General features: G+C 56.3%; 20 protein-coding genes. 13 read left to right on the forward strand and 7 right to left on the reverse strand.

Translation table 11 applies throughout. The features are described from left to right. Window positions 1–8: 8 nt before the first annotated feature. The gene (locus tag ACXAEW_RS08125) at window positions 9–1,406 is read right to left on the reverse strand and encodes a multicopper oxidase family protein (protein ID WP_474940847.1); all 1,398 of its coding nucleotides are present in this window, start codon (window positions 1,404–1,406) and stop codon (window positions 9–11) included. A gap of 192 nt (window positions 1,407–1,598) precedes the next feature. On the opposite strand from ACXAEW_RS08125, the gene era reads away from it, so the two are divergent. The 3 genes from era (at window position 1,599) to recO (ending at window position 3,668) form a co-directional block, all read left to right on the forward strand. After that, the gene (gene era / locus ACXAEW_RS08130; protein ID WP_474940848.1) at window positions 1,599–2,504 is read left to right on the forward strand and encodes a GTPase Era; all 906 of its coding nucleotides are present in this window, start codon (window positions 1,599–1,601) and stop codon (window positions 2,502–2,504) included. Window positions 2,505–2,609: 105 nt separating this feature from the next. Next, entirely contained in the window at window positions 2,610–2,939 is a 330-nt protein-coding gene (locus ACXAEW_RS08135) for a DUF1491 family protein (RefSeq protein WP_474940849.1), read from the forward strand. 3 nt (window positions 2,940–2,942) lie between these two features. Continuing rightward, window positions 2,943–3,668 carry a DNA repair protein RecO gene (gene recO, locus ACXAEW_RS08140; protein WP_474940850.1) on the forward strand — a complete coding sequence of 242 codons (726 nt, stop codon included), beginning with the start codon at window positions 2,943–2,945 and terminating at the stop codon, window positions 3,666–3,668. On the opposite strand, the gene ACXAEW_RS08145 is transcribed toward recO, so the two are convergent. The 3 genes from ACXAEW_RS08145 to ACXAEW_RS08155 form a co-directional block, all read right to left on the reverse strand. Further along, entirely contained in the window at window positions 3,652–4,050 is a 399-nt protein-coding gene (locus ACXAEW_RS08145) for an META domain-containing protein (protein ID WP_474940851.1), read from the reverse strand. The two genes, recO and ACXAEW_RS08145, sit on opposite strands and share 17 nt — an antisense overlap. Window positions 4,051–4,054: 4 nt before the next feature. Continuing rightward, on the reverse strand, window positions 4,055–4,750 hold the full coding sequence (locus ACXAEW_RS08150; RefSeq protein ID WP_474940852.1) for an SGNH/GDSL hydrolase family protein: 696 nt from the start codon (window positions 4,748–4,750) through the stop codon (window positions 4,055–4,057). A 103-nt stretch (window positions 4,751–4,853) separates the two neighbouring features. Next, the gene (locus tag ACXAEW_RS08155; RefSeq protein ID WP_474940853.1) at window positions 4,854–6,542 is read right to left on the reverse strand and encodes an acyl-CoA dehydrogenase family protein; all 1,689 of its coding nucleotides are present in this window, start codon (window positions 6,540–6,542) and stop codon (window positions 4,854–4,856) included. A gap of 148 nt (window positions 6,543–6,690) precedes the next feature. Here ACXAEW_RS08155 and ACXAEW_RS08160 point away from each other — a divergent pair, with 148 nt between their 5' ends. Then, window positions 6,691–7,461, forward strand: coding sequence for a sulfite exporter TauE/SafE family protein (locus ACXAEW_RS08160; protein WP_474940854.1), 771 nt, complete (start codon window positions 6,691–6,693; stop codon window positions 7,459–7,461). A gap of 16 nt (window positions 7,462–7,477) precedes the next feature. After that, a complete protein-coding gene (gene dgt / locus ACXAEW_RS08165) occupies window positions 7,478–8,824 on the forward strand; it encodes a dGTP triphosphohydrolase (protein WP_474943010.1) in 1,347 nt (448 codons plus the stop codon). Window positions 8,825–8,834: 10 nt separating this feature from the next. Here dgt and ACXAEW_RS08170 read toward each other — a convergent pair whose 3' ends face one another. Together ACXAEW_RS08170 and ACXAEW_RS08175 are read right to left on the reverse strand one after the other, a co-directional pair. Continuing rightward, window positions 8,835–9,359 carry a DUF5946 family protein gene (locus tag ACXAEW_RS08170; RefSeq protein ID WP_474940855.1) on the reverse strand — a complete coding sequence of 175 codons (525 nt, stop codon included), beginning with the start codon at window positions 9,357–9,359 and terminating at the stop codon, window positions 8,835–8,837. Window positions 9,360–9,560: 201 nt separating this feature from the next. Then, window positions 9,561–11,159, reverse strand: coding sequence for a phosphoenolpyruvate carboxykinase (locus tag ACXAEW_RS08175; protein ID WP_474940856.1), 1,599 nt, complete (start codon window positions 11,157–11,159; stop codon window positions 9,561–9,563). A gap of 359 nt (window positions 11,160–11,518) precedes the next feature. Between ACXAEW_RS08175 and ACXAEW_RS08180 the strand changes: the two genes are divergently transcribed. Genes ACXAEW_RS08180 through ACXAEW_RS08210 form a run of 7 tightly spaced genes read left to right on the forward strand, consistent with a single transcriptional unit; the run spans window position 11,519 to window position 16,890 of the window. Then, window positions 11,519–12,220, forward strand: coding sequence for a response regulator (locus ACXAEW_RS08180; RefSeq protein WP_474940857.1), 702 nt, complete (start codon window positions 11,519–11,521; stop codon window positions 12,218–12,220). Window positions 12,221–12,256: 36 nt separating this feature from the next. Continuing rightward, window positions 12,257–13,963 (forward strand): sensor N-terminal transmembrane domain-containing protein, encoded by a 1,707-nt coding sequence (locus ACXAEW_RS08185; RefSeq protein WP_474940858.1) that lies wholly within the window; start codon window positions 12,257–12,259, stop codon window positions 13,961–13,963. A 20-nt stretch (window positions 13,964–13,983) separates the two neighbouring features. Then, on the forward strand, window positions 13,984–14,406 hold the full coding sequence (locus tag ACXAEW_RS08190) for an HPr kinase/phosphorylase (protein WP_474943011.1): 423 nt from the start codon (window positions 13,984–13,986) through the stop codon (window positions 14,404–14,406). Further along, the gene (gene rapZ, locus ACXAEW_RS08195; protein WP_474940859.1) at window positions 14,393–15,259 is read left to right on the forward strand and encodes an RNase adapter RapZ; all 867 of its coding nucleotides are present in this window, start codon (window positions 14,393–14,395) and stop codon (window positions 15,257–15,259) included. Before ACXAEW_RS08190 ends, rapZ begins: the two co-directional genes overlap by 14 nt. 20 nt (window positions 15,260–15,279) lie before the next feature. Beyond that, entirely contained in the window at window positions 15,280–15,687 is a 408-nt protein-coding gene (locus tag ACXAEW_RS08200) for a PTS sugar transporter subunit IIA (RefSeq protein WP_474940860.1), read from the forward strand. Then, entirely contained in the window at window positions 15,688–15,957 is a 270-nt protein-coding gene (locus ACXAEW_RS08205) for an HPr family phosphocarrier protein (RefSeq protein WP_474940861.1), read from the forward strand. A 36-nt stretch (window positions 15,958–15,993) separates the two neighbouring features. After that, window positions 15,994–16,890, forward strand: a complete 897-nt coding sequence (locus ACXAEW_RS08210) for a lysophospholipid acyltransferase family protein (RefSeq protein ID WP_474940862.1) — start codon at window positions 15,994–15,996, stop codon at window positions 16,888–16,890. Between the two features lie 89 nt (window positions 16,891–16,979). Here the strand turns inward: ACXAEW_RS08210 and ACXAEW_RS08215 are convergent, their stop codons facing one another. Further along, window positions 16,980–17,855 carry a 3-hydroxybutyryl-CoA dehydrogenase gene (locus ACXAEW_RS08215; RefSeq protein ID WP_474940863.1) on the reverse strand — a complete coding sequence of 292 codons (876 nt, stop codon included), beginning with the start codon at window positions 17,853–17,855 and terminating at the stop codon, window positions 16,980–16,982. A gap of 156 nt (window positions 17,856–18,011) precedes the next feature. Here ACXAEW_RS08215 and ACXAEW_RS08220 point away from each other — a divergent pair, with 156 nt between their 5' ends. Further along, window positions 18,012–18,827, forward strand: coding sequence for a DUF6473 family protein (locus ACXAEW_RS08220; protein WP_474940864.1), 816 nt, complete (start codon window positions 18,012–18,014; stop codon window positions 18,825–18,827). The last annotated feature ends 19 nt before the right edge of the window (window positions 18,828–18,846 follow it).

Genomic DNA, 18,846 nt, shown 5'->3' on the forward strand with positions numbered 1-18,846 from the left:
CCAAAAGATCACGTTACACGGATATAACCGGCAAGCCCTGTTTTCTGGTGTTCGATGACATGGCAGTGAAACGCCCAGTCCCCCGGATTGTCGGCCACAAGCGCAATGTCGAGGGTTTCGTCCTTTAACAGCAGCGCAGTATCGGTCCAAAGCGGGGGCAGCGTGCGCAGGTTCGAACGGAGCGGAATAAAGGCCAGCCCGTGCAGATGGATCGGATGCAAATTGGGGCTCTCGTTCCGCAGACGCAGCACATAGCTTTTGCCGCGGTCCAGTGTTGCCAGTGGTCCGGTGCCTTTGGCCGCATCCCCCGGCCAAGGTGTACGGTTGATGGACCAGAAGCTATAGCCAAGAGATCCGCAAAATCCGTCGTTGGGGGCTCCGCCTTCGGGTGTCCAGCCAAAGACAAACTCATGCAGTTGGGCTTTTTCCAAATCCGGCACGGCAAGTAGATTGCCGTCAAGAGGAGCCAATTCTGCAAGCCCCCGGCCGACGCTGGAGCCGATGCTGCGCAACGACGCCATGATCTGTGTCCGCCGTCCCGGAAGCTCGGCGATCAGCTCAACGGTCTGGCCTTCGCTCGCAGGCATCTGCACCGCAAAATCGACACGTTGACCCGGTCCGACCAGAACGGGTGTTTCTTTGCTGGGCATCGGCAGGTCCTGGCGGACCGGGTGGCCGTCCCATGCTATGATCCGGGCCGCTGCCGCTCCCAGATGTAACCGGTAGATCCGCGTGGTGTCTGTATTGGCTACGCGCAGGCGAACCAACGTCCCGGCGCCATGATCATAGACCGGACCCTGCTGCCAGTTTGCGGTCAACACATTGCCATGTGTCCCCCCTCGCGCAGCCCCCCGCGCGGTGTAATATGGCAGGAACTGCCCGTCCTCTTTCAGGCGAAAATCACGTAGGTTTATGACTTCTTCGCTGTCAAAGCCGGGGGGGTCATCTTCTTCAATGACCATCACACCGGTCAACCCATGCGACATCTGCGCCATTGTCATGCAATGCGGGTGATACCAATAGGTGCCGGCATCCGGCGGTGTGAACTCATAGTTGTAGGTCTCGCTTTCGCCGATGGGCATCTGTGTCAGATAGGGCACCCCATCCATCGCATTGTCGATACGAAGCCCATGCCAATGCATGGCCGTGTAATCCGGGGTCGCATTGCGAACAGCCAAACGCATCGGTTGACCACGTTTGCCGCGCAAGACGGGCGGCGGCGCATCAGGGCTGAGACTGACCATCCCTTGTGTCGCAGCACCTCGAAACATGTAGGAAGCAGGCTGGATAACAAGATTCTCTGCGGCAGGCGCTGCGACAGCTAATCCGGTCCCAAACCGTGAGATCGCGCCAACACTGCCCACAGTGGCCAGCCCCCCAGCCAGAAACTTGCGACGATTCATCATGCTTTGGTCCTTCTTGGTCCAGTTTGCGTGGACATTTGGGCGCGCGCATCCCATGTCTCTTGTGTCTCAGACAAAGGTCGCAGACTATAGTACAATGGGTCGCAGGGCGGTCAGGGCCTCTACAATTGCCCTCTGGCCCCGCATTGCAAACTCTTGTATGGCTGCATCGTTTCACACAGGATCAACACCATCATGACCACACGCGCGGGCTTTGTTGCCCTGATTGGCGAACCAAATGCCGGGAAATCCACACTCACCAACCTGATGGTGGGGGCGAAGGTTTCTATTGTGACCCATAAGGTCCAGACCACCCGCGCGCGGATCCGTGGCGTTGCCATCGAAGGTGATGCGCAGCTGGTCTTTGTTGACACACCAGGGCTGTTCAAACCGCGCCGCCGCCTGGACCGGGCCATGGTTGCGGCGGCCTGGGGTGGGGCCGCGGACGCAGATGTAGTGGTCCTTATGGTCGAAGCCCACCGTGGTTTGACAGAGGGTGTGGAACGTATCCTTGAAGGGCTTGAGGAAATCGGCCAAGGTCGCACTGTTGCCCTGGCAATCAACAAGATCGACAAGGTCGAAGCACAGGATCTGTTGGCGCTGACCAAGGATCTGAACGATCGCTATCAATTTGCCGAAACCTTCATGATCTCGGCCGAGCGGGGCCACGGCGTAGAATCGCTGCGTAAATGGTTGTCCGACCAGCTGCCCGAGGGGCCTTGGCTCTATCCCGAAGACCAGATTGCCGATCTGCCGATGCGCATGATCGCCGCTGAAATGACGCGGGAGAAACTGACCCTGCGTCTGCATCAGGAATTGCCCTACCAGATCACGGTTGAGACCGAAAACTGGGAAGAACGCAAAGACGGGTCCGCCAAGGTGGATCAGGTGATCTATGTTGTGCGTGACGGGCACAAAGGTATCGTATTGGGTAAACGCGGCGAGACTGTCAAAGCCATCGGTCAGGCTGCCCGCGCCGAGCTGGAAGAGTTCATGGGCCGCAAGATCCACCTGTTCCTGCAGGTCAAGGTGCGCCCGAACTGGCTTGAGGAATCCGAGCGCTACTCAGAAATGGGCCTCGATTTCAAAGACGGGAATTGACGAAAATCGCGCGGCTTTTCATCTTTTCCCAAATACTTCCGCCGGAGGCTCCCGCAGGTTCAACCATTCGGGGCCTTTATTGCAAACCACCATCAAGGACGCCGCATGGCCCGTCTCACTGCTGAATTCTGGGTCCAGGCCTATCTGGCGCGCCTGCGGTTTCAGGACATTCCGGCCTTTGTCACGGCGCATGGCGATGACACGGCAGGCGCGGTTTTGGTCAAGCTCAACACTCTGGATGGTCAGGCGGTGGCGTTTCATCGGACCTATGATCTGATGAGCGGCGCGCGCACCTGGGATCAACTGGCCAGTGGCCCAGAGGCGGAGGTGGACGCCAGCATCCGCCGCCAGCAAGCGTTTGATCCGGACCTTTGGGTGATTGAGGTCGAAGATCGTCACGGACGCCACCTTCTGGATGAGCCGGGGCTGGAGTAGCCGATGGAATGGCGTGACCAAGGCATATTGCTCAGCACGCGCCGCCATGGGGAAAGCGCTGTCATAATTGATGTGTTCACCCGTGACCATGGCCGTCACGCCGGTTTGGTGCGGGGGGGAGCGGGGCGAAAGCTGGGCCCGGTCTTGCAGCCTGGGGCACAGCTGGATCTGACATGGCGGGCACGCCTTGCGGACAGTCTTGGCAGCTTTGCGGTCGAACCCCTCAGATCGCGGACCTATATGGCGATTTCGGATAGGCTGGCGCTGTCGGGGCTGAACGTAGTCTGCGCGCTCTTGTCCTTTTGTCTACCGGACCGCGAAGCCCATATTGACCTGTTTCAAAATACAGAGTTTCTGCTGGACTTGTTAGAGCACCCCGAAGTCTGGCCGCTAGCCTATGTAAAATGGGAAATGCAGCTATTGGAGGAGATGGGCTTTGGTCTGGATCTTACCGTCTGCGCAGTAACGGGGGTGACGCAGGATCTTGTTTTTGTTTCACCCAAAACGGGCCGCGCGGTGTCCCGTCTTGGGGCAGGAGAGTGGGCGGATCGGTTATTGCCACTGCCCCCTGTGTTGCGTGGAGTCGGCGATGGAAACCCGACGGAAATTGCACAGGCTCTGCAAACAACAGGGCATTTCCTAGAACAGCACCTTGCGCCCAGCCTTGGCAACCGCCCGGTTCCAGATGCCAGGGCACGGTTCTTGGAAACACTTACCCGCGTGGACTAAAGACCATTTCCAGCCCATCATCGGACCGAAGGATCAGGACGTCGCCCGAGACTTCGGACTGGGTCATGTTTTGCAGCATGTCCAGTAGCTCCTGTTCACGGGGTAATGCGTCACAAGCTCGGCGGGTGATCGCGATCTGAGACAGGGAAAACCACGGATAAGGCGCTGTATTCCGGGCATTGAACCGGTTGCAGGGGGCCTCTCCCGTCACGGTGCCATCATCAAAAAAATGCAGCGTGAACTGATCGTGGTTTGTCGCCCCACCTGTTTCGACCAATTGCCATGGGTGATCCGTTCCGCCATACGCCGCAACGCTTTCATCATTGGCGCAGGCCATCAACGGAATCAGGCAGGTCCAGAGCGCGAATATGTTCTCTATCATGAAATCACCGATTGGCTTGGATGGTTTCGGACAGGCGCAGACCAATGGCGCGGCTTCCCTTGATTGAGGGGTGAACCCGATCCATGGCATGGAAGCTCAGATCCCCCTCGGGAACAAGATCGGCGAGAGAGACAAAAAACACCCCCTCATTTTCCTCGGCAAAATGAGCGATGCGGGCTTCCATCTTGTCTCCTTCTTCTTTGCAGGCATCAATAGGTGAATCGCGTCCCGGTGTACGCAGATAGCCCATAAAGATCACCTGCGCGCCTGTTTCGCGGAGCTGGCGCAGCAAGTCCGGGATGGCACCTTCTGTGCTGTCTTCACTAACAAGTCGGTTCAGTTTCCGAGTGCAGCGATGGCAGCCACAGCCGAGCCACAGGTCATTGCCACCACCGTTGACCACGATCCACTCCCAGGGCCCTTTCCGAAATTGCTTTGGAATATTCAGGCCCGCCGCGCCAGAAATGGGCAAGTTATAGATCATGCGAGCGGCGGTCGTTGCGCGGTTGATGACCGGCTCTCCCAACGTGCGTTCTATCACGTCCGGAATCGCGCGGTCCGAAACAGCGTGCCAGGTCATGAGGGAATCACCCATCACAAGAATGCGCGCGTCCGGCTCTTGTGCAGGGCTTTCCGCACAAGCCGCGAGCGCCAAAAACGGCAGTAGGATCAGTGCAATCGCGCGAGTCATGAGCTTCATGTACCACCATTGCGGGGTGAGATGGGCACAGATCTTGTAGCACGGCAAAAAAATGCCCGGCACTGCAAAAGCGGGCCGGGCGTAGTTTGGGATAAGTTGGCCTTTAGGCCAGCAGGCGGCGTGCAATCACCTGCGCCTGAATTTCAGCAGCTCCTTCAAAGATATTCAGGATCCGTGCGTCGCAAAGCACACGAGAGATCTTGTACTCCAGCGCAAAGCCGTTGCCGCCGTGGATTTGCAGCCCGTTGTCAGCCGCAGCCCAGGCAACGCGCGCGCCCAGAAGTTTTGCCATCCCGGCTTCAAGGTCGCAGCGACGTCCGTGGTCTTTCTCCCAGGCAGAGAAATAAGTGAGCTGGCGAGCCACCATGATCTCGACTGCCATCATCGCAATTTTTGAGGAGACACGCGGGAAGTTAATCAAGCTTTTGCCGAATTGTTTGCGGTCTTCAGCGTATTGCAGAGCAATATCCAGCGCCGATTGCGCCACGCCAATGGCGCGGGCCGCAGTCTGGATGCGGGCGCTTTCAAAGGTTTCCATCAGCTGTTTGAAGCCTTTGCCCTCTTCGCCGCCCAGCAGGTTTTCCCCTTTGACGTGGAAGCCGTCAAAGCCCAGCTCGTACTCCTTCATACCGCGATAGCCAAGCACCTCGATCTCACCACCGGTCATACCGGGAGTGGGGAAGGGGTCTTCGTCCGTACCGGGTGTTTTTTCCGCCAGGAACATCGACAGACCTTTGTGGTTGTCGGTCTCGGGGTTGGTCCGGGCCAGCAGGGTCATCACATGGGTTCGCGCCGCATGGGTGATCCAGGTCTTGTTACCGGTAATCTCATAATCGCCATCGGCGTTTTTGACCGCACGGGCGCGCAATGAGCCGAGGTCAGAGCCGGTATTCGGTTCGGTAAAGACCGCAGTTGGCAGAATTTCAGCTGAAGCCAGACGCGGTAGCCAGCTTTCTTTCTGTGCGTCGGTGCCGCCGGCAAGGATCAGCTCTGCGGCAATCTCGGACCGGGTGCCCAAAGAACCCACGCCGATATAGCCACGCGACAATTCTTCGGAGACAACACACATGGAGGCTTTGGTAAGGCCAAGACCGCCGTATTCCTCAGGGATGGTCAGGCCAAAAACACCCATTTCCCCAAGCTCTTCGATGATCTCCAGCGGGATCAGCTCGTCTTTCAGGTGCCATTCGTGGGCGAAGGGTTCTACCTTTTCCTGCGCGTAACGGCGGAACTGTTCGCGGATCATCTCCAGCTCTTCTTCAAGGCCGGAGGCCCCGAACATAATGGCGGCCTGACCCTGTTCCCGGATCAACTCAACCAGACGGCCACGGGCGGCCGGGGAGTTTCCGGATTGAATCAGCGTCTGGACTTCCCCTGTCAAGAACGCCGCCGCGGGATCGCTTGCCAGTCCCAGATCCTGGAGGCGAATGATTTCACCCTGGTTCATCTGGATGCCACCCGAGATCTGCGCCAGATATTCGCCAAAGGCAATCTGATGCAGCAGTTGCTCCATTTCACCAATCTTGCCGTCACCCTGCAGCGTTTCGGCCCAGCGTTGCATTTGACGCAGCGCATACACATAGGTGGCCAGCCAAGACAGGCCGTGTGCAGCGTATTGATGCTCTTCAACCAGTTGACCTGAAACACGGCCCTCTGCGGTCACTTGCTCTTTGACTGCCGCGGTTGCTGTCTCCAACAGGGCGTCCAGCGGCGCAATCGTTGCTCCGGTCAGTGTAAGCAGATCCGGCAGAATGGTCGGGGTCATGGCAATGTCCTGTCCATCATGGGGCATGAATCATATCCTTTCTCGGCTGGCCCCTTTGGTAGATTACTTCGCACCTGCAGCGCAACAAAAATTCACAATATGCGACGTTTTGGTTGGAAAATTACCCGACGGTTTTGCCGGTGCAGCATGGCACGGATGTGGTACAGAGGCAGCTATGGATATGTTTTTCTCTTTCATGTCACCGGGACACTGGGTTGTGGCCTTCGCTGTGGCTTTGGTCGCTGGAACGGTCAAAGGCATGGTGGGCTTTGCCTTGCCCATGATTCTGATCTCGGGTCTCAGCTCGTTTATTTCGCCGGACCTGGCCCTGGCGGGGCTGATTTTCCCAACGCTGATCACCAATGGTATGCAGGCAATGCGACAGGGGCGCGCGGCGGCCTTTCAGTCGATAAAGCGGTTCCGTATGTTTCTTTTGGTCGGCTTGTTCTTTCTGCTGATCAGCGCGCAGATGGTGCGTGTGCTGCCGCAACAGATGTTGTTGTTGATCATTGGCGTACCGGTGATGGTTTTTGCGCTGATGCAGATTGCGGGGCGTAACATCATCCTGCGCAGCGCCAACCGTCGGGTTGAGGCCGGGGTTGCAGCCTTTGCCGGGTTGATCGGAGGTGTATCAGGGGTCTGGGGACCGCCGACTGTGGCGTATCTGACAGCGCTAGGCACGGAAAAGACGGAACAGATGCGGGTGCAGGGGGTGATCTATGGGCTTGGCGCAATTGCCTTGCTTTTTGCCCATATCGGATCCGGCGTGGTTCGGTTGGAAACGGCGCCGTTTTCCCTTGCAATGATTGTGCCGGCGGTTATCGGCATGTGGATCGGTGGGAAGTTGCAGGACCGGATTGATCAGGCAGCGTTCAAAAAGGCAACGCTTTGGGTCTTGTTGATTGCTTCTGCCAATCTGATCCGCCGTGCGCTAATGGGTTTCTAAGGAGAGAGCAATGGCAATGGAATGGGACCGCCTTCTGAGCGCGGGATGTTTATGTCGGCCGGATTATGAACACCAGCCAGAGCGGCCGTTTTATCAGCAGGATTACGACCGTATCCTGTTTTCTGAACCCTTCCGTCGTCTGGCGCAGAAAACGCAGGTGCACCCGCTGTACGATAATGACCATGTGCATCATCGGATGATCCACTCCATGGAGACTTCCAGTGTCGGGCGTTCGCTTGGCATGGAAGTGGGGCAACGGCTCGTCGAACTGGGGCGGCTGCGCGAGGGGCAGCAGTATCAAATGGCCGGTGTCGTGCAGGCGGCATGTTTGGTTCATGACATCGGTAATCCGCCCTTTGGCCATTCCGGCGAAGAAAGTATTGGCGACTGGTTTTCCAAACAGTTCCGCTTTGACACCGGGCTTGCCGGCGGCATCTCCACATCGCTGCGGGCAGAGTTTGAGGCGTTTGAAGGAAATGCGCAGGGTTTCCGCATTGTGTCCCGGCTGGAACATGCGCAGCGAGACGGGGGAATGCGGCTGAGTTATGCAACGCTTGGGGCCTTTGCCAAATACCCTTGCACGGCAGAGGTCAAAGCCATCTGCAAAGAGGATTACGTCGGGCTCAAGAAATTTGGCGTGTTTCACGGGGAACAGGGGCTGTTTGCAGAAGCCGCCGAAGCGCTGGGGCTGCCACAGGAAGGTGAAGGGGCAACCCGGTGGTGGCGCCGTCATCCGCTGGCCTTCCTGGTCGAGGCATCAGACGACATCTGTTACCGTATCCTGGATATCGAAGACGCGGCCACGGTGGGGGATCTGGACCGTGACACGGTTATGGATCTTCTGGAGCAGATCACAGGCAAACCTAACGATCTCCGCTCTGCCGAGCTGAGCGTCAAGGATCGTGTCGGTATGCTGCGGGCCATGGCAATCGGGTCATCTATTAAGGCGGCGGTTGATGCCTTCCTCGAGAACTATGACGCCATCATGTTAGGAGAGTTCAACGACGGTCTGATGGAGGCATCCTCCAAAGCTGACGCTTTCAAACAGCTCAAAGACCTGTCAAACGCCCGCATCTTTGTGGCGCGCCGCAAGACCGAGTTGGAAGTATTGGGCCGTCAGGTGCTGCATTCCGTGCTGGATCATTTCCATGAGCTGTTTGTGGATCTGCGGGCCTGCGGCTGGGATCAGGAGCGTTTTCTGAGCACCCATGGCTATTGGCAAAAACTGATCCGCGCGGTGGATCTGGATCTGCGAGGCGTTCAGGATGACTACACCGCTGCCCATGCGCTTGGCGATTTTGTGTCAGGCATGACCGACCGCTATGCGGTGCGGGTGCAGGGCATGATTGCAGGTCGGGTCTGAAACAACAGGGCTAGCGGGGCAGGCGGCGTTCGGCCCAATCCTTTATATACTCGTGCTGATGACGCCAATCCTGCCATGTGGCAGCGGCCCAGTCGCGCACCTTGGCGGAATGCAGATCGCCCCCTGCGTGCGGTAAAACATCGGCAATGGTCATGGAGTATTGTTTGGGTGGGTCCAATTTCGCCAATGTGGATTTGTCATTGGCAAAGCCCTTCATGATTTCATTGGTGTCGCGTGGCGGGGTTTCATAGGTCATCTGCACATAGAGCCGTGCCAGATGTAGCCCGACGGATTGGATCTGTGCCCGCAGGCTTTGATCCCCCGGATGTTGTACGGCGTAGGTATCTACCGTCAGACGATGGGTCTGGGCCAGGCGGTAGTCCTGATATTCATAGGCCAATACGCTGGTAAACGCCTGAAAACACGCGGGACTGGAGGTCATGTAGTCATGAACCGGACCCTTGATTGTGGGCAAAACAACGCCGCATCCACAACAGCGGGAGAACTTGGGGGTTAGAGAAGAATCCTGTGACATAGCCAACGTCTAAGGGTGCAACGCAGCTTCAGGCCGTGTTTCTTTGTCAGGGTACATTTTTGCGCGGGGTTTGGCTCATATTATGAAGGCGATTGGGCCTGCGACTGAGCTATATGAAAAAACTGATCTACCGAAAAATAGAAAAAGCCCGCAGCGCGAACTGCGGGCTTTGCTGTGCGTTCTATTTTGAACTGCTATGACTTAGCCAATTGCAGAGGCTTTCACATCTTCGTCGATGTAGGGCAGGTACTGTTCAAAGTTGTCCGAGAACATCTGAACCAGTTTTGCAGCCTGCGTGTCATAGGCGTCTTTGTCACCCCAGGTGCGGCGCGGATCGAGCAGAACCTCGGCGACACCCGGAACGGAAACCGGCACATCAAAGCCAAAGTTCGGATCCTTGCGGAACTCTGCCTCGGCCAAGGAGCCGTCCAGCGCTGCGGTCAGCAGGCCACGGGTGGCTTTGATCGGCATACGTGAACCTGTGCCATAGGCGCCGCCGGTCCAACCGGTGTTCACCAACCAGCAGGTCGCACCATGCTCTGCGATCTTTTCACGCAGCAGGTTGCCATAGGCTTCCGGGCGGCGCGGCATGAAGGGCGCGCCAAAGCAGGTGGAGAATGTCGGTTCCGGCTCGGTCACGCCACGCTCGGTTCCGGCCACTTTGGAGGTGAAACCAGACAAGAAGTGATACATGGCCTGCGCAGGCGTCAGACGTGCGATCGGAGGCAGAACACCAAATGCGTCACAGGTCAGCATGATGATATTCTTTGGGTGGCCGCCACGTGCGGTTTCCGATGCGTTCGAAATGTAGTGCAGCGGATAGGCGCAGCGCATGTTTGCGGTCAGGCTGTCGTCGTTGAAATCCAGCTCTTTGGTTTCGCTGTCGAACACCATGTTTTCGATCACAGTGCCAAATTTGGTTGTGGTCGCATAGATTTCCGGCTCGGCTTCGGCGTTCAGGTTGATGGTCTTGGCATAGCAGCCGCCTTCAAAGTTGAAGGTGCCGTTGTCCGCCCAGCCATGCTCGTCATCACCGATCAGAACGCGATCCGGGTCCGCAGACAGGGTGGTCTTACCGGTGCCTGACAGGCCAAAGAATACGGCAGTGTCAACCGGATTGCCTTTGGCGTGGTTGGCAGAGCAATGCATCGGCATGATGCCTTTTTCCGGCAGCAGGTAGTTCAGTAGGGTAAAGACGGATTTCTTATTCTCACCTGCGTATTCGGTGCCGCCGATCAGGATCAGCTTCTTGTCAAAGTTCAGCGCGATCACTGTTTCGGAACGGCAGTTGTGCTTTTCCGGGTTCGCCTGGAAGCTGGGGCTGTTGATGATGGTGAAATCCGCCAGGAAGCCATCCAGATCTTCGCGATCGGGACGACGCAGCAGGTGGCGGATGAAGAGGTTGTGCCATGCCAGCTCGGTCACCATGCGCACGTTAATGGCATGCGCCGGGTCTGCGCCTCCGACCAGATCCTGAACAAAGAAATCTTTGCCCTTCATATGCTCCAGCATGTCGGCATGCAGAGCGTCAAAGCCTTCGGCGCTCATGGCGGCGTTGTTTTCCCACCAGATGCTGTCTGCAACGCTGTCAGTTTTGACAACGTGCTTGTCTTTGGGGGAGCGGCCCGTGAACTTGCCTGTGGTGACAAGGAAAGCACCGCCGTTGCCCAGGGTGCCTTCGCCGCGCTTGATCGCTTCTTCGATCAGAGCCGGTTCCATGAGGTTGTAATAGACATTTCCAAGACCCTCGATGCCCTGATCTTCGAGGCGGAATTGCGGGTTAACCCGACCGTATGTCATGTTGTGTGTCTCCTGTAGCGGCGAACGGCACGGATAAAAACTCCGTGCAATGGGGCAGAAATTATTTGGAAGCATGTTCCGTGCGGGAGGTCTTAACACGATGGTTTTGGAGAAGAATAGCGTCGTTTCGTATCGTTAGCGCCATCGGTAAAACATTTAGCGCCACCATAGGCGCTTTATCGCAAACAATGATCCACATAGGAAATTTTGCGCACTCGACTGAAACAGTTTGTAAGGCGTTTGTGCACCACAGTGTGTCAAAGAAATGCCCGATTCGTTAATGGGGATTGATTCGTAGGCCCAGAAAAGCGAAGAAGGAACAAAAATACATATAATGAGCAGATATAGGGGCGAACCCAATGTCAAAGATTGCACTGGTCGATGACGACAGAAATATTCTTACCTCGGTGGCCATGACGCTGGAAGCCGAAGGTTTCGAGGTTGAGACATACAACGACGGCCAAGCCGCGCTGGATGCGTTCAACAAGAAACTGCCGGATATGGCGGTATTGGACATCAAAATGCCGCGTATGGACGGGATGGATCTGTTGCAGCGCTTGCGACAGAAGACCCAGATGCCGGTCATCTTTCTTACGTCGAAAGATGATGAGATCGACGAGGTGCTCGGCCTGCGTATGGGGGCGGATGACTATGTCAAAAAGCCTTTCTCCCAACGCCTGCTGGTCGAACGCATTCGCGCACTTCTGCGTCGGCAAGAAGCCGTGAACGGCGAAACCGTTGCCACCACTCCGGAAACCAAAGTGATGGAACGCGGAAATCTGCGTATGGACCCGCTACGTCATGCGGTTGCTTGGAAGGGGCAGGATGTTTCGTTGACAGTCACGGAATTCCTGCTTTTGCAAGCTCTGGCGCAGCGCCCGGGTTTTGTAAAAAGCCGCGATCAGCTGATGGACGTTGCCTATGATGATCAGGTTTATGTGGATGACCGGACCATCGACAGCCACATCAAACGTTTGCGCAAGAAAATGCGCAGTGTGGATCCTGACTTCTCAGCGATAGAAACACTTTACGGCATCGGTTATCGTTACAACGAAGAGTAAAGTCCCACGATTGGGAACTTTGGGAGACATACACCCATGCGGGATACCGGGGTGAGCAACGGACAGCAATCCGCTGAAGTTGTTCTGGGCGATGATTGGATCGCTCCGGCGACGTCAGTTGAACAGGAAATGCAGGCGAAACGCGCGCGGCGGGGCTTCTTCTCGCTGCGTGGATCGCCGTTGACCCGTAAAATCATTACGTTCAACTTAATCGCCATCACCTTGCTTGTTGCCGGAGTGCTCTATCTGAACGCGTCCCGCAAAAGCCTTGTTTACCAAAGTGCAGTAACCTTGGTGTCCGAAGCCTCTTTGGTTGCGGATGTTTTTGAAGCGCAGATACCGGGCAGCGGCTCGGTTAATCTGGCGACGTCCGATGGTATTGATGCGGCCGAGACTTTAGCGCAAATCAACCTTCGCGAAGGCGTCGATGTGCTGGTTTTTGACGCAAGCGGTAGTTTGGTCACCCAGGGGCAGGGGAAAAGCCCGCTCAAAGCGCTGGTACAAAGGGATGCAGCTTCTGAAAATACATTGATTTCCGACGCATTGTCTCGCGTGTGGGAAAGTATCGGTGGGGTGTTCGGGAATTCGACGCCAGTCCAGCGCCTTTCGTTAGAAAATCAGATCGCAAAAATGGTTCAGACATCTTTGGGCGGAGGAGAAGTCACTCAGGCGATACTTGAACTTCCCGCTGGCAAAGTGTTTTCGGCCGTTGCGCCAATCTACAAGGGGAATCAAGTGTTTGGCGCCGTTGCGCTGGCGACTCCCACGGGCGAGATTGACAAACAAGTGCGCGCCGGGCGTGAACAAGTGCTGCAACTGTTTGTCGTGGCGCTCTTGGTTTCCGTCGGGTTGAGCCTCGTTCTGGCTTCTACGATTGCAAACCCCCTGGCGGATTTGGCGGAGGCCGCGGAACTCGGACGTGACCGGGATGCGCGCAAGGCAAAAAACGGACGGATCCGCATTCCGGACCTGTCAGCGCGCCCGGATGAGATCGGCCGCCTGAGCCGGGCTTTGCGCGGGATGGTAACGGCGCTTTATACCCGGATCGACAGCAACGAACAGTTTGCAGCTGACGTCGCGCATGAGATCAAGAACCCGCTGGCAAGCCTTCAATCCGCCGTGGGCACCCTGCGCATGGTGAAACGGGATGAGCAGCGTGAAAAGCTGATGGACGTCATCGAACATGACGTTCGCCGCCTGGACCGTTTGGTCAGCGATATTTCTAATGCCTCGCGTCTTGATGCAGAGCTGGTCAAAGAGGAAGAGGAAGAGTTCAATCTCCTCACAATGCTCGGAAATTTGAACCAGTATCTGGGAGAGGATGCGCGGAACAAGGGCATTGATTACATCACTGACCTGCCTGACAAACCGATCATGATCCAAGGCTTGGAAGCGCGACTGGCACAGGTCTTTGTCAACCTGATCACCAATGCGATTTCCTTCTGCGAGGATGGCGATGCCATCCGCGTCTGGGCACGCCGCCGGGACAACCGTGTTTTGATCGTTGTCGAAGACACCGGGCCCGGGATTCCCGAACAGGCGCTGACCAAAGTGTTCAAACGCTTTTATTCGCAGCGCCCGGTAGAGCATTTTGGCAATAATTCTGGTCTTGGATTGGCAATTTCCAAACAGATTGTCGAAGCACATGGCGGTGTTATTTGGGCGGAGAACATCCGTCCGACCGAAGCTGACGCGACTTCTGAACCTCTTGGCGCGCGCTTTGTGGTTGGTCTTCCTGTCTGATTGACCGGGCTGTGTCGCATGTGCTCCACGGAACCTGCGTCGCTTTCAGGGGCAGGGCTCTGCTGATCACCGGCGCGTCGGGAACTGGAAAATCGGCACTCGCGCTTGAACTTCTGGCCCTTGGAGCCTCCCTAGTGGCGGACGATCAAGCCGTTCTGACGCGAGAGGGCAAAGACATATTTGTCACAGCGCCCGCCGCAATTTCGGGTCTGATTGAAGCGCGGGGCGTGGGCATTCTGCGGGCTCGGCCCTGCGAAAAAGCCACGCTTTGCGCTATCGTGACCTTGGATAAGATTGAGACCGAGCGTTTGCCGCCCAAACGATGTATGGACATACTGTCGGTGGCGGTTCCGGTGTTGCATCGTGTTGATGCACCCTATTTCGCCGCGGCGCTGCTGCAATACCTCAAAGGCGGAGCTTTGGATCCTGATGAACACCCGTGAACAATCGCGGCTGAAAATTGTATTGGTCACTGGCCCGTCGGGCGCAGGCCGCAGCACAGCGATCAATGTGCTGGAGGATCTTGGTTTCGAGGCGATCGACAACTTACCTTTCAGTCTTTTGCCGGGCCTGGTGGACAGCGCACCGACCAATCGTCCTGTTGCGTTGGGAATGGACAGCCGCAACAGGGACTTCTCCCCTTCAGCCTTGCTGGATGCAATCAGCTTGATTGCCCAGCGTCAGGATGTGGAACTGAGCGTTCTGTATATGGATGCCCGGGCCGACGTATTGCTGCGGCGGTTTTCGGAAACGCGTCGTCGCCATCCGCTTGCCCCAGCCGAATCGCCTGAGGTTGGTGTGCGCCGGGAACTGGCGCTGATGACAGAAATTCGGGACCGCGCAGATATATTGCTTGATACGTCCGATATGAATGTCCACCAGGCGCGCGAGGAAGTGGAGAATATCTTTGCCCCCAAAGGGCGCACCCTGGCGGTCTCCATCCATAGCTTTTCCTATAAACGCGGTGTGCCCTACGCCAGTGATCTGGTGTTTGACTGTCGTTTTCTGAATAATCCTTATTGGGTGCCAGAGTTGCGCAGCCTGAATGGTTTGGACCCATCGGTACAGGACCATGTAAAGGGCGATCCGCGCTTCCAGGAGTTCTTCGACCGGGTGCTGGACATGACCCGTTTTCTGTTGCCAGCCTACCGTGAAGAGGGGAAATCGCACCTCTCGATCGCTTTTGGCTGTACGGGGGGACAACATCGTTCCGTCACTCTGGCGGAAACTCTGGCGAATGCCCTTGCAGAAGACGCTCCGCAGGTGTCAATTAGACATCGCGAGCTGCAAGGCTAGCGGAACTGAATGAGGCCGATTTGATCGGAATAGTAATCGTAGCCCATGGGGGCTTGGCGCAAGAGTATCGTGCCGCAGTGGAGCATGTTGTGGGGCCTTTGCCCTCACTGTTGACTGTGGCGATCGGTCCCGAGGACGACCGCGCCGTCAAACAAGAAGAGATTTGCAGTGCCGCGGACAGGGTTGATTCCGGCGGTGGTGTCGTCGTGGTGACAGATCTCTTTGGCGGATCGCCGTCAAACTTATCGTTGCGTGCCTGTCGACCCAGCAATCGTCGCATTCTTTATGGCGCTAACCTGCCGATGTTAATCAAACTGGCAAAATCCCGTGATCTTCCGGTATCAGATGCAGTGCGGCAGGCCATGGAGGCCGGTCGTAAGTACATAAACAGTCAAAATATAACCCCCGAAGGGGAGCAAGCGCAGTAGATGGTTCAGAAAACGCTCGAAATCGTAAATGAAAAAGGTCTGCACGCGCGCGCGTCTGCAAAGCTGGTTGAGGTTGTTGAAGGCTTTGACGCGACGGCAGAAGTGTCTAAAGATGGTATGTCTGCTTCGGGGGACAGTATTATGGGGCTTTTGATGTTGGCAGCCTCCAAAGGAACGACTATTGACGTCGAAACTTCGGGCCCCGATGCATCAGCCCTTGCGGATGCACTGGAAGCTTTGGTCGCTGACAAGTTTGGCGAAGGCTTTTAAATTCCGGGACCGGCGGCAGAAGACGGGACGACAAAATTGGCGGATACCGCGCACGACAGTAACAGTAGGAGCACTGCTCCAGCCGAGGCCAGCACAGGCGAGGTTTATGACCGTCGCACCCTGACCTATGCGAATTCCTTTGATGATCGCTGGACATCACTTGCCATCAGGACGATGGAGTGGATGACCGGGAAATTTACCATTCTTCGGATGGTGAAGAAGTTCGAGAATCAAAATGCTCTCTATCGCGGTCAAAGGTTTTGGCGCGGTGCGCTCAACGTTATGGGTATTGAGCTGACCACGCCAGAGGAACAAATCAACAAGATTCCCAGTGAAGGTCCAGTTGTTGTTGTCGCTAACCATCCACACGGAATGGTGGACGGTATGATCTTTGCAGACATTATCGGGCGCGTGCGCGAAGATTACCGCATTCTGACCCGGTCCGTTCTGACAGGTCTGGACGAGGCGGCAACTTCATTCATGATCCCGGTGCCGTTTCCCCATGATCCGGATGCGCAGCGCAAGATGGTCGAGATGCGCGCCAAGGCGATGGCGCACCTGAAGGCTGGCGGTGTCGTGGCTCTGTTCCCGTCGGGCGTCGTCAGTTCTTCCGACAGTTGGTTTGGTCCGGTGATCGAACGGGAATGGAACGTCTTCACTGCGCAGCTTATCCGACGTTCGGGCGCACGTGTTGTCCCGATGTTCTTTCCGGGATCGAATTCGCGCTGGTATCAGATTGCATGTCAGGTTTCCCCGATTCTGCGTCAGGGCTTGTTGCTGCATGAGATCGTGCGGTCCTGTAATAAGCCTCAAGCACCGGTCGTTGGGGATCCGCTTACGGATGCTCAGATGGAAGCCCTGCACAGTGATCCACGCGGATTTATGGCTTGGCTCCGCGATCACACATTGGCCCTAGGGGCAAAAAAGGCCTGAGGCTGCGCTTCGCCTAGTGCCTCGGACAGAGAATAACAAAAGGCGGCGCCGGGACACGGCAGCCGCCTTTTTTGATTTTGCGAAACGGTTCAGCGGGTCGGAACCGGAACATCCCCGCGATAGTCGTAAAAACCACGTTGGGTTTTGCGGCCTAGCCACCCAGCCTCCACGTATTTGGTCAGCAGCGGGCAGGGACGGTACTTGGTATCAGCCAGACCGTCATGCAGAACGTTCATGATCGCAAGGCATGTGTCCAAGCCGATGAAATCAGCCAGTTCCAATGGTCCCATCGGATGGTTTGCACCCAACTTCATGGATTGGTCGATGGATTCCACGTTTCCAACGCCTTCATAGAGGGTATAGACCGCCTCGTTGATCATCGGCATCAGAATGCGGTTCACAATAAAGGCCGGGAAGTCTTCGGCGCTGGCTGCTGTCTTCCCGAGCCGTTCCACAACCGTTTTACAGGCTGAAAACGTCTCTTCATCCGTGGCGATCCCGCGGATCAGCTCCACCAGCTTCATCACAGGCACCGGATTCATAAAGTGGAAGCCCATAAAACGTTCAGGGCGATCTGTGCGGCTGGCTAGGCGCGTAATCGAGATTGAGGAGGTGTTCGAAGTGAGAATCGTCGTGGGTTTCAGATGCGGCAGCAGGTCTTCAAAGATCGCCTGTTTGACGGTTTCCCGCTCTGTTGCGGCTTCGATCACCAGATCTGTCTGTCCAACGTCTTGCAGGGCCAGTGTCGCGCGGATGCGTTTTACAGCATCGTCCATTTCCGCCTGTGAGATCTTCTCGCGGCTGACCTGACGCGCCATGTTCTTGTGAATTTGACTGACCGCGGCATCCAGAGCCTGCTGGTTTACGTCATTCAAAACAACGTCATAGCCCGAGAGTGCCATAACATGGGCGATGCCGTTGCCCATTTGGCCTGCGCCAATCACACCAACCGACTGAATGTCCATGCTCACTGCCTTTCTGGTTTGCTGCGCTGCGATAGTATCGGGGGTATCTCTGCGCGCCAAGGGTGATACGGACCGTTTTTACGCAAATGCAAACTTTAGCGAATTTGCAATTCTTCTGCCCCAAGATGAAATTCAGGCGAATATTGGTGAAATAGCATGAGCTACGCTTCGGGAAATGCACCGCAGAGGGATGTGGAAAGTTGCAGATACGGATCTTCTCGACTTTCGGTGCGGGGACCTGCGCGAGAATTGGATCGGCCTTATCTTGCGTTTTTGGGCAGTACCGAGGTCTACGGCCGCTTTATTGATACTCCGTTTCCTGAAGATGTCGAATCCTTGCTCGGTGTTCCTTGCGTGAATTTTGCTGCGGTTAACGGTGGGCTGGACAGCTACTTCTTTGATCCGACACTGCGCGACATGGCTGCCAATGCGGATGTTGCCGTACTGCAGGTGATGGGCGCACAGAATATGTCGAACGACTACTACAAGGTGCACCCGCGCCGAAACGACAGATTCCTATGTGCGCATCCCGCTCTCCTGGCGCTCTACCCAGAGGTCGACTTTACCGAGTTTCATTTCAACCGCCACCTCCTGAGCCGGTTGGAGGACATCGACCCGACACGTTTCGCCATTCTGCAACAGCATTTGGAGGAAGCCTGGGTCGCCCGAATGGGGGAGATGATCGATGGGTTCAATGGAGCAGTTGTGTTGTTGTGGCTTCGGTACAGTCTGAACCTTGATGGGGAGTTCTCTCAGGAGCCGGTTCTGGTCAACCGCAGAATGGTTGAGGCTCTGCGCCTGGATGTAACAGATATTATTGAGCTTGATGTCGCAACAGCGGGAGAAGCTGATGACATCAGGGGAATGGCAGTCGAGCAGACCGAGCTGCAGGCGGCGCAGTTAATGCTGGGCCCGCGTGAACAACATCGGATTGCATGTTCCGTTGCGGAGCGTCTTCAGCAGGTGATCTGAAGCGTTTTGTGGCGCACAA

Source organism: Epibacterium sp. ABZ3_068 (assembly GCF_056159265.1).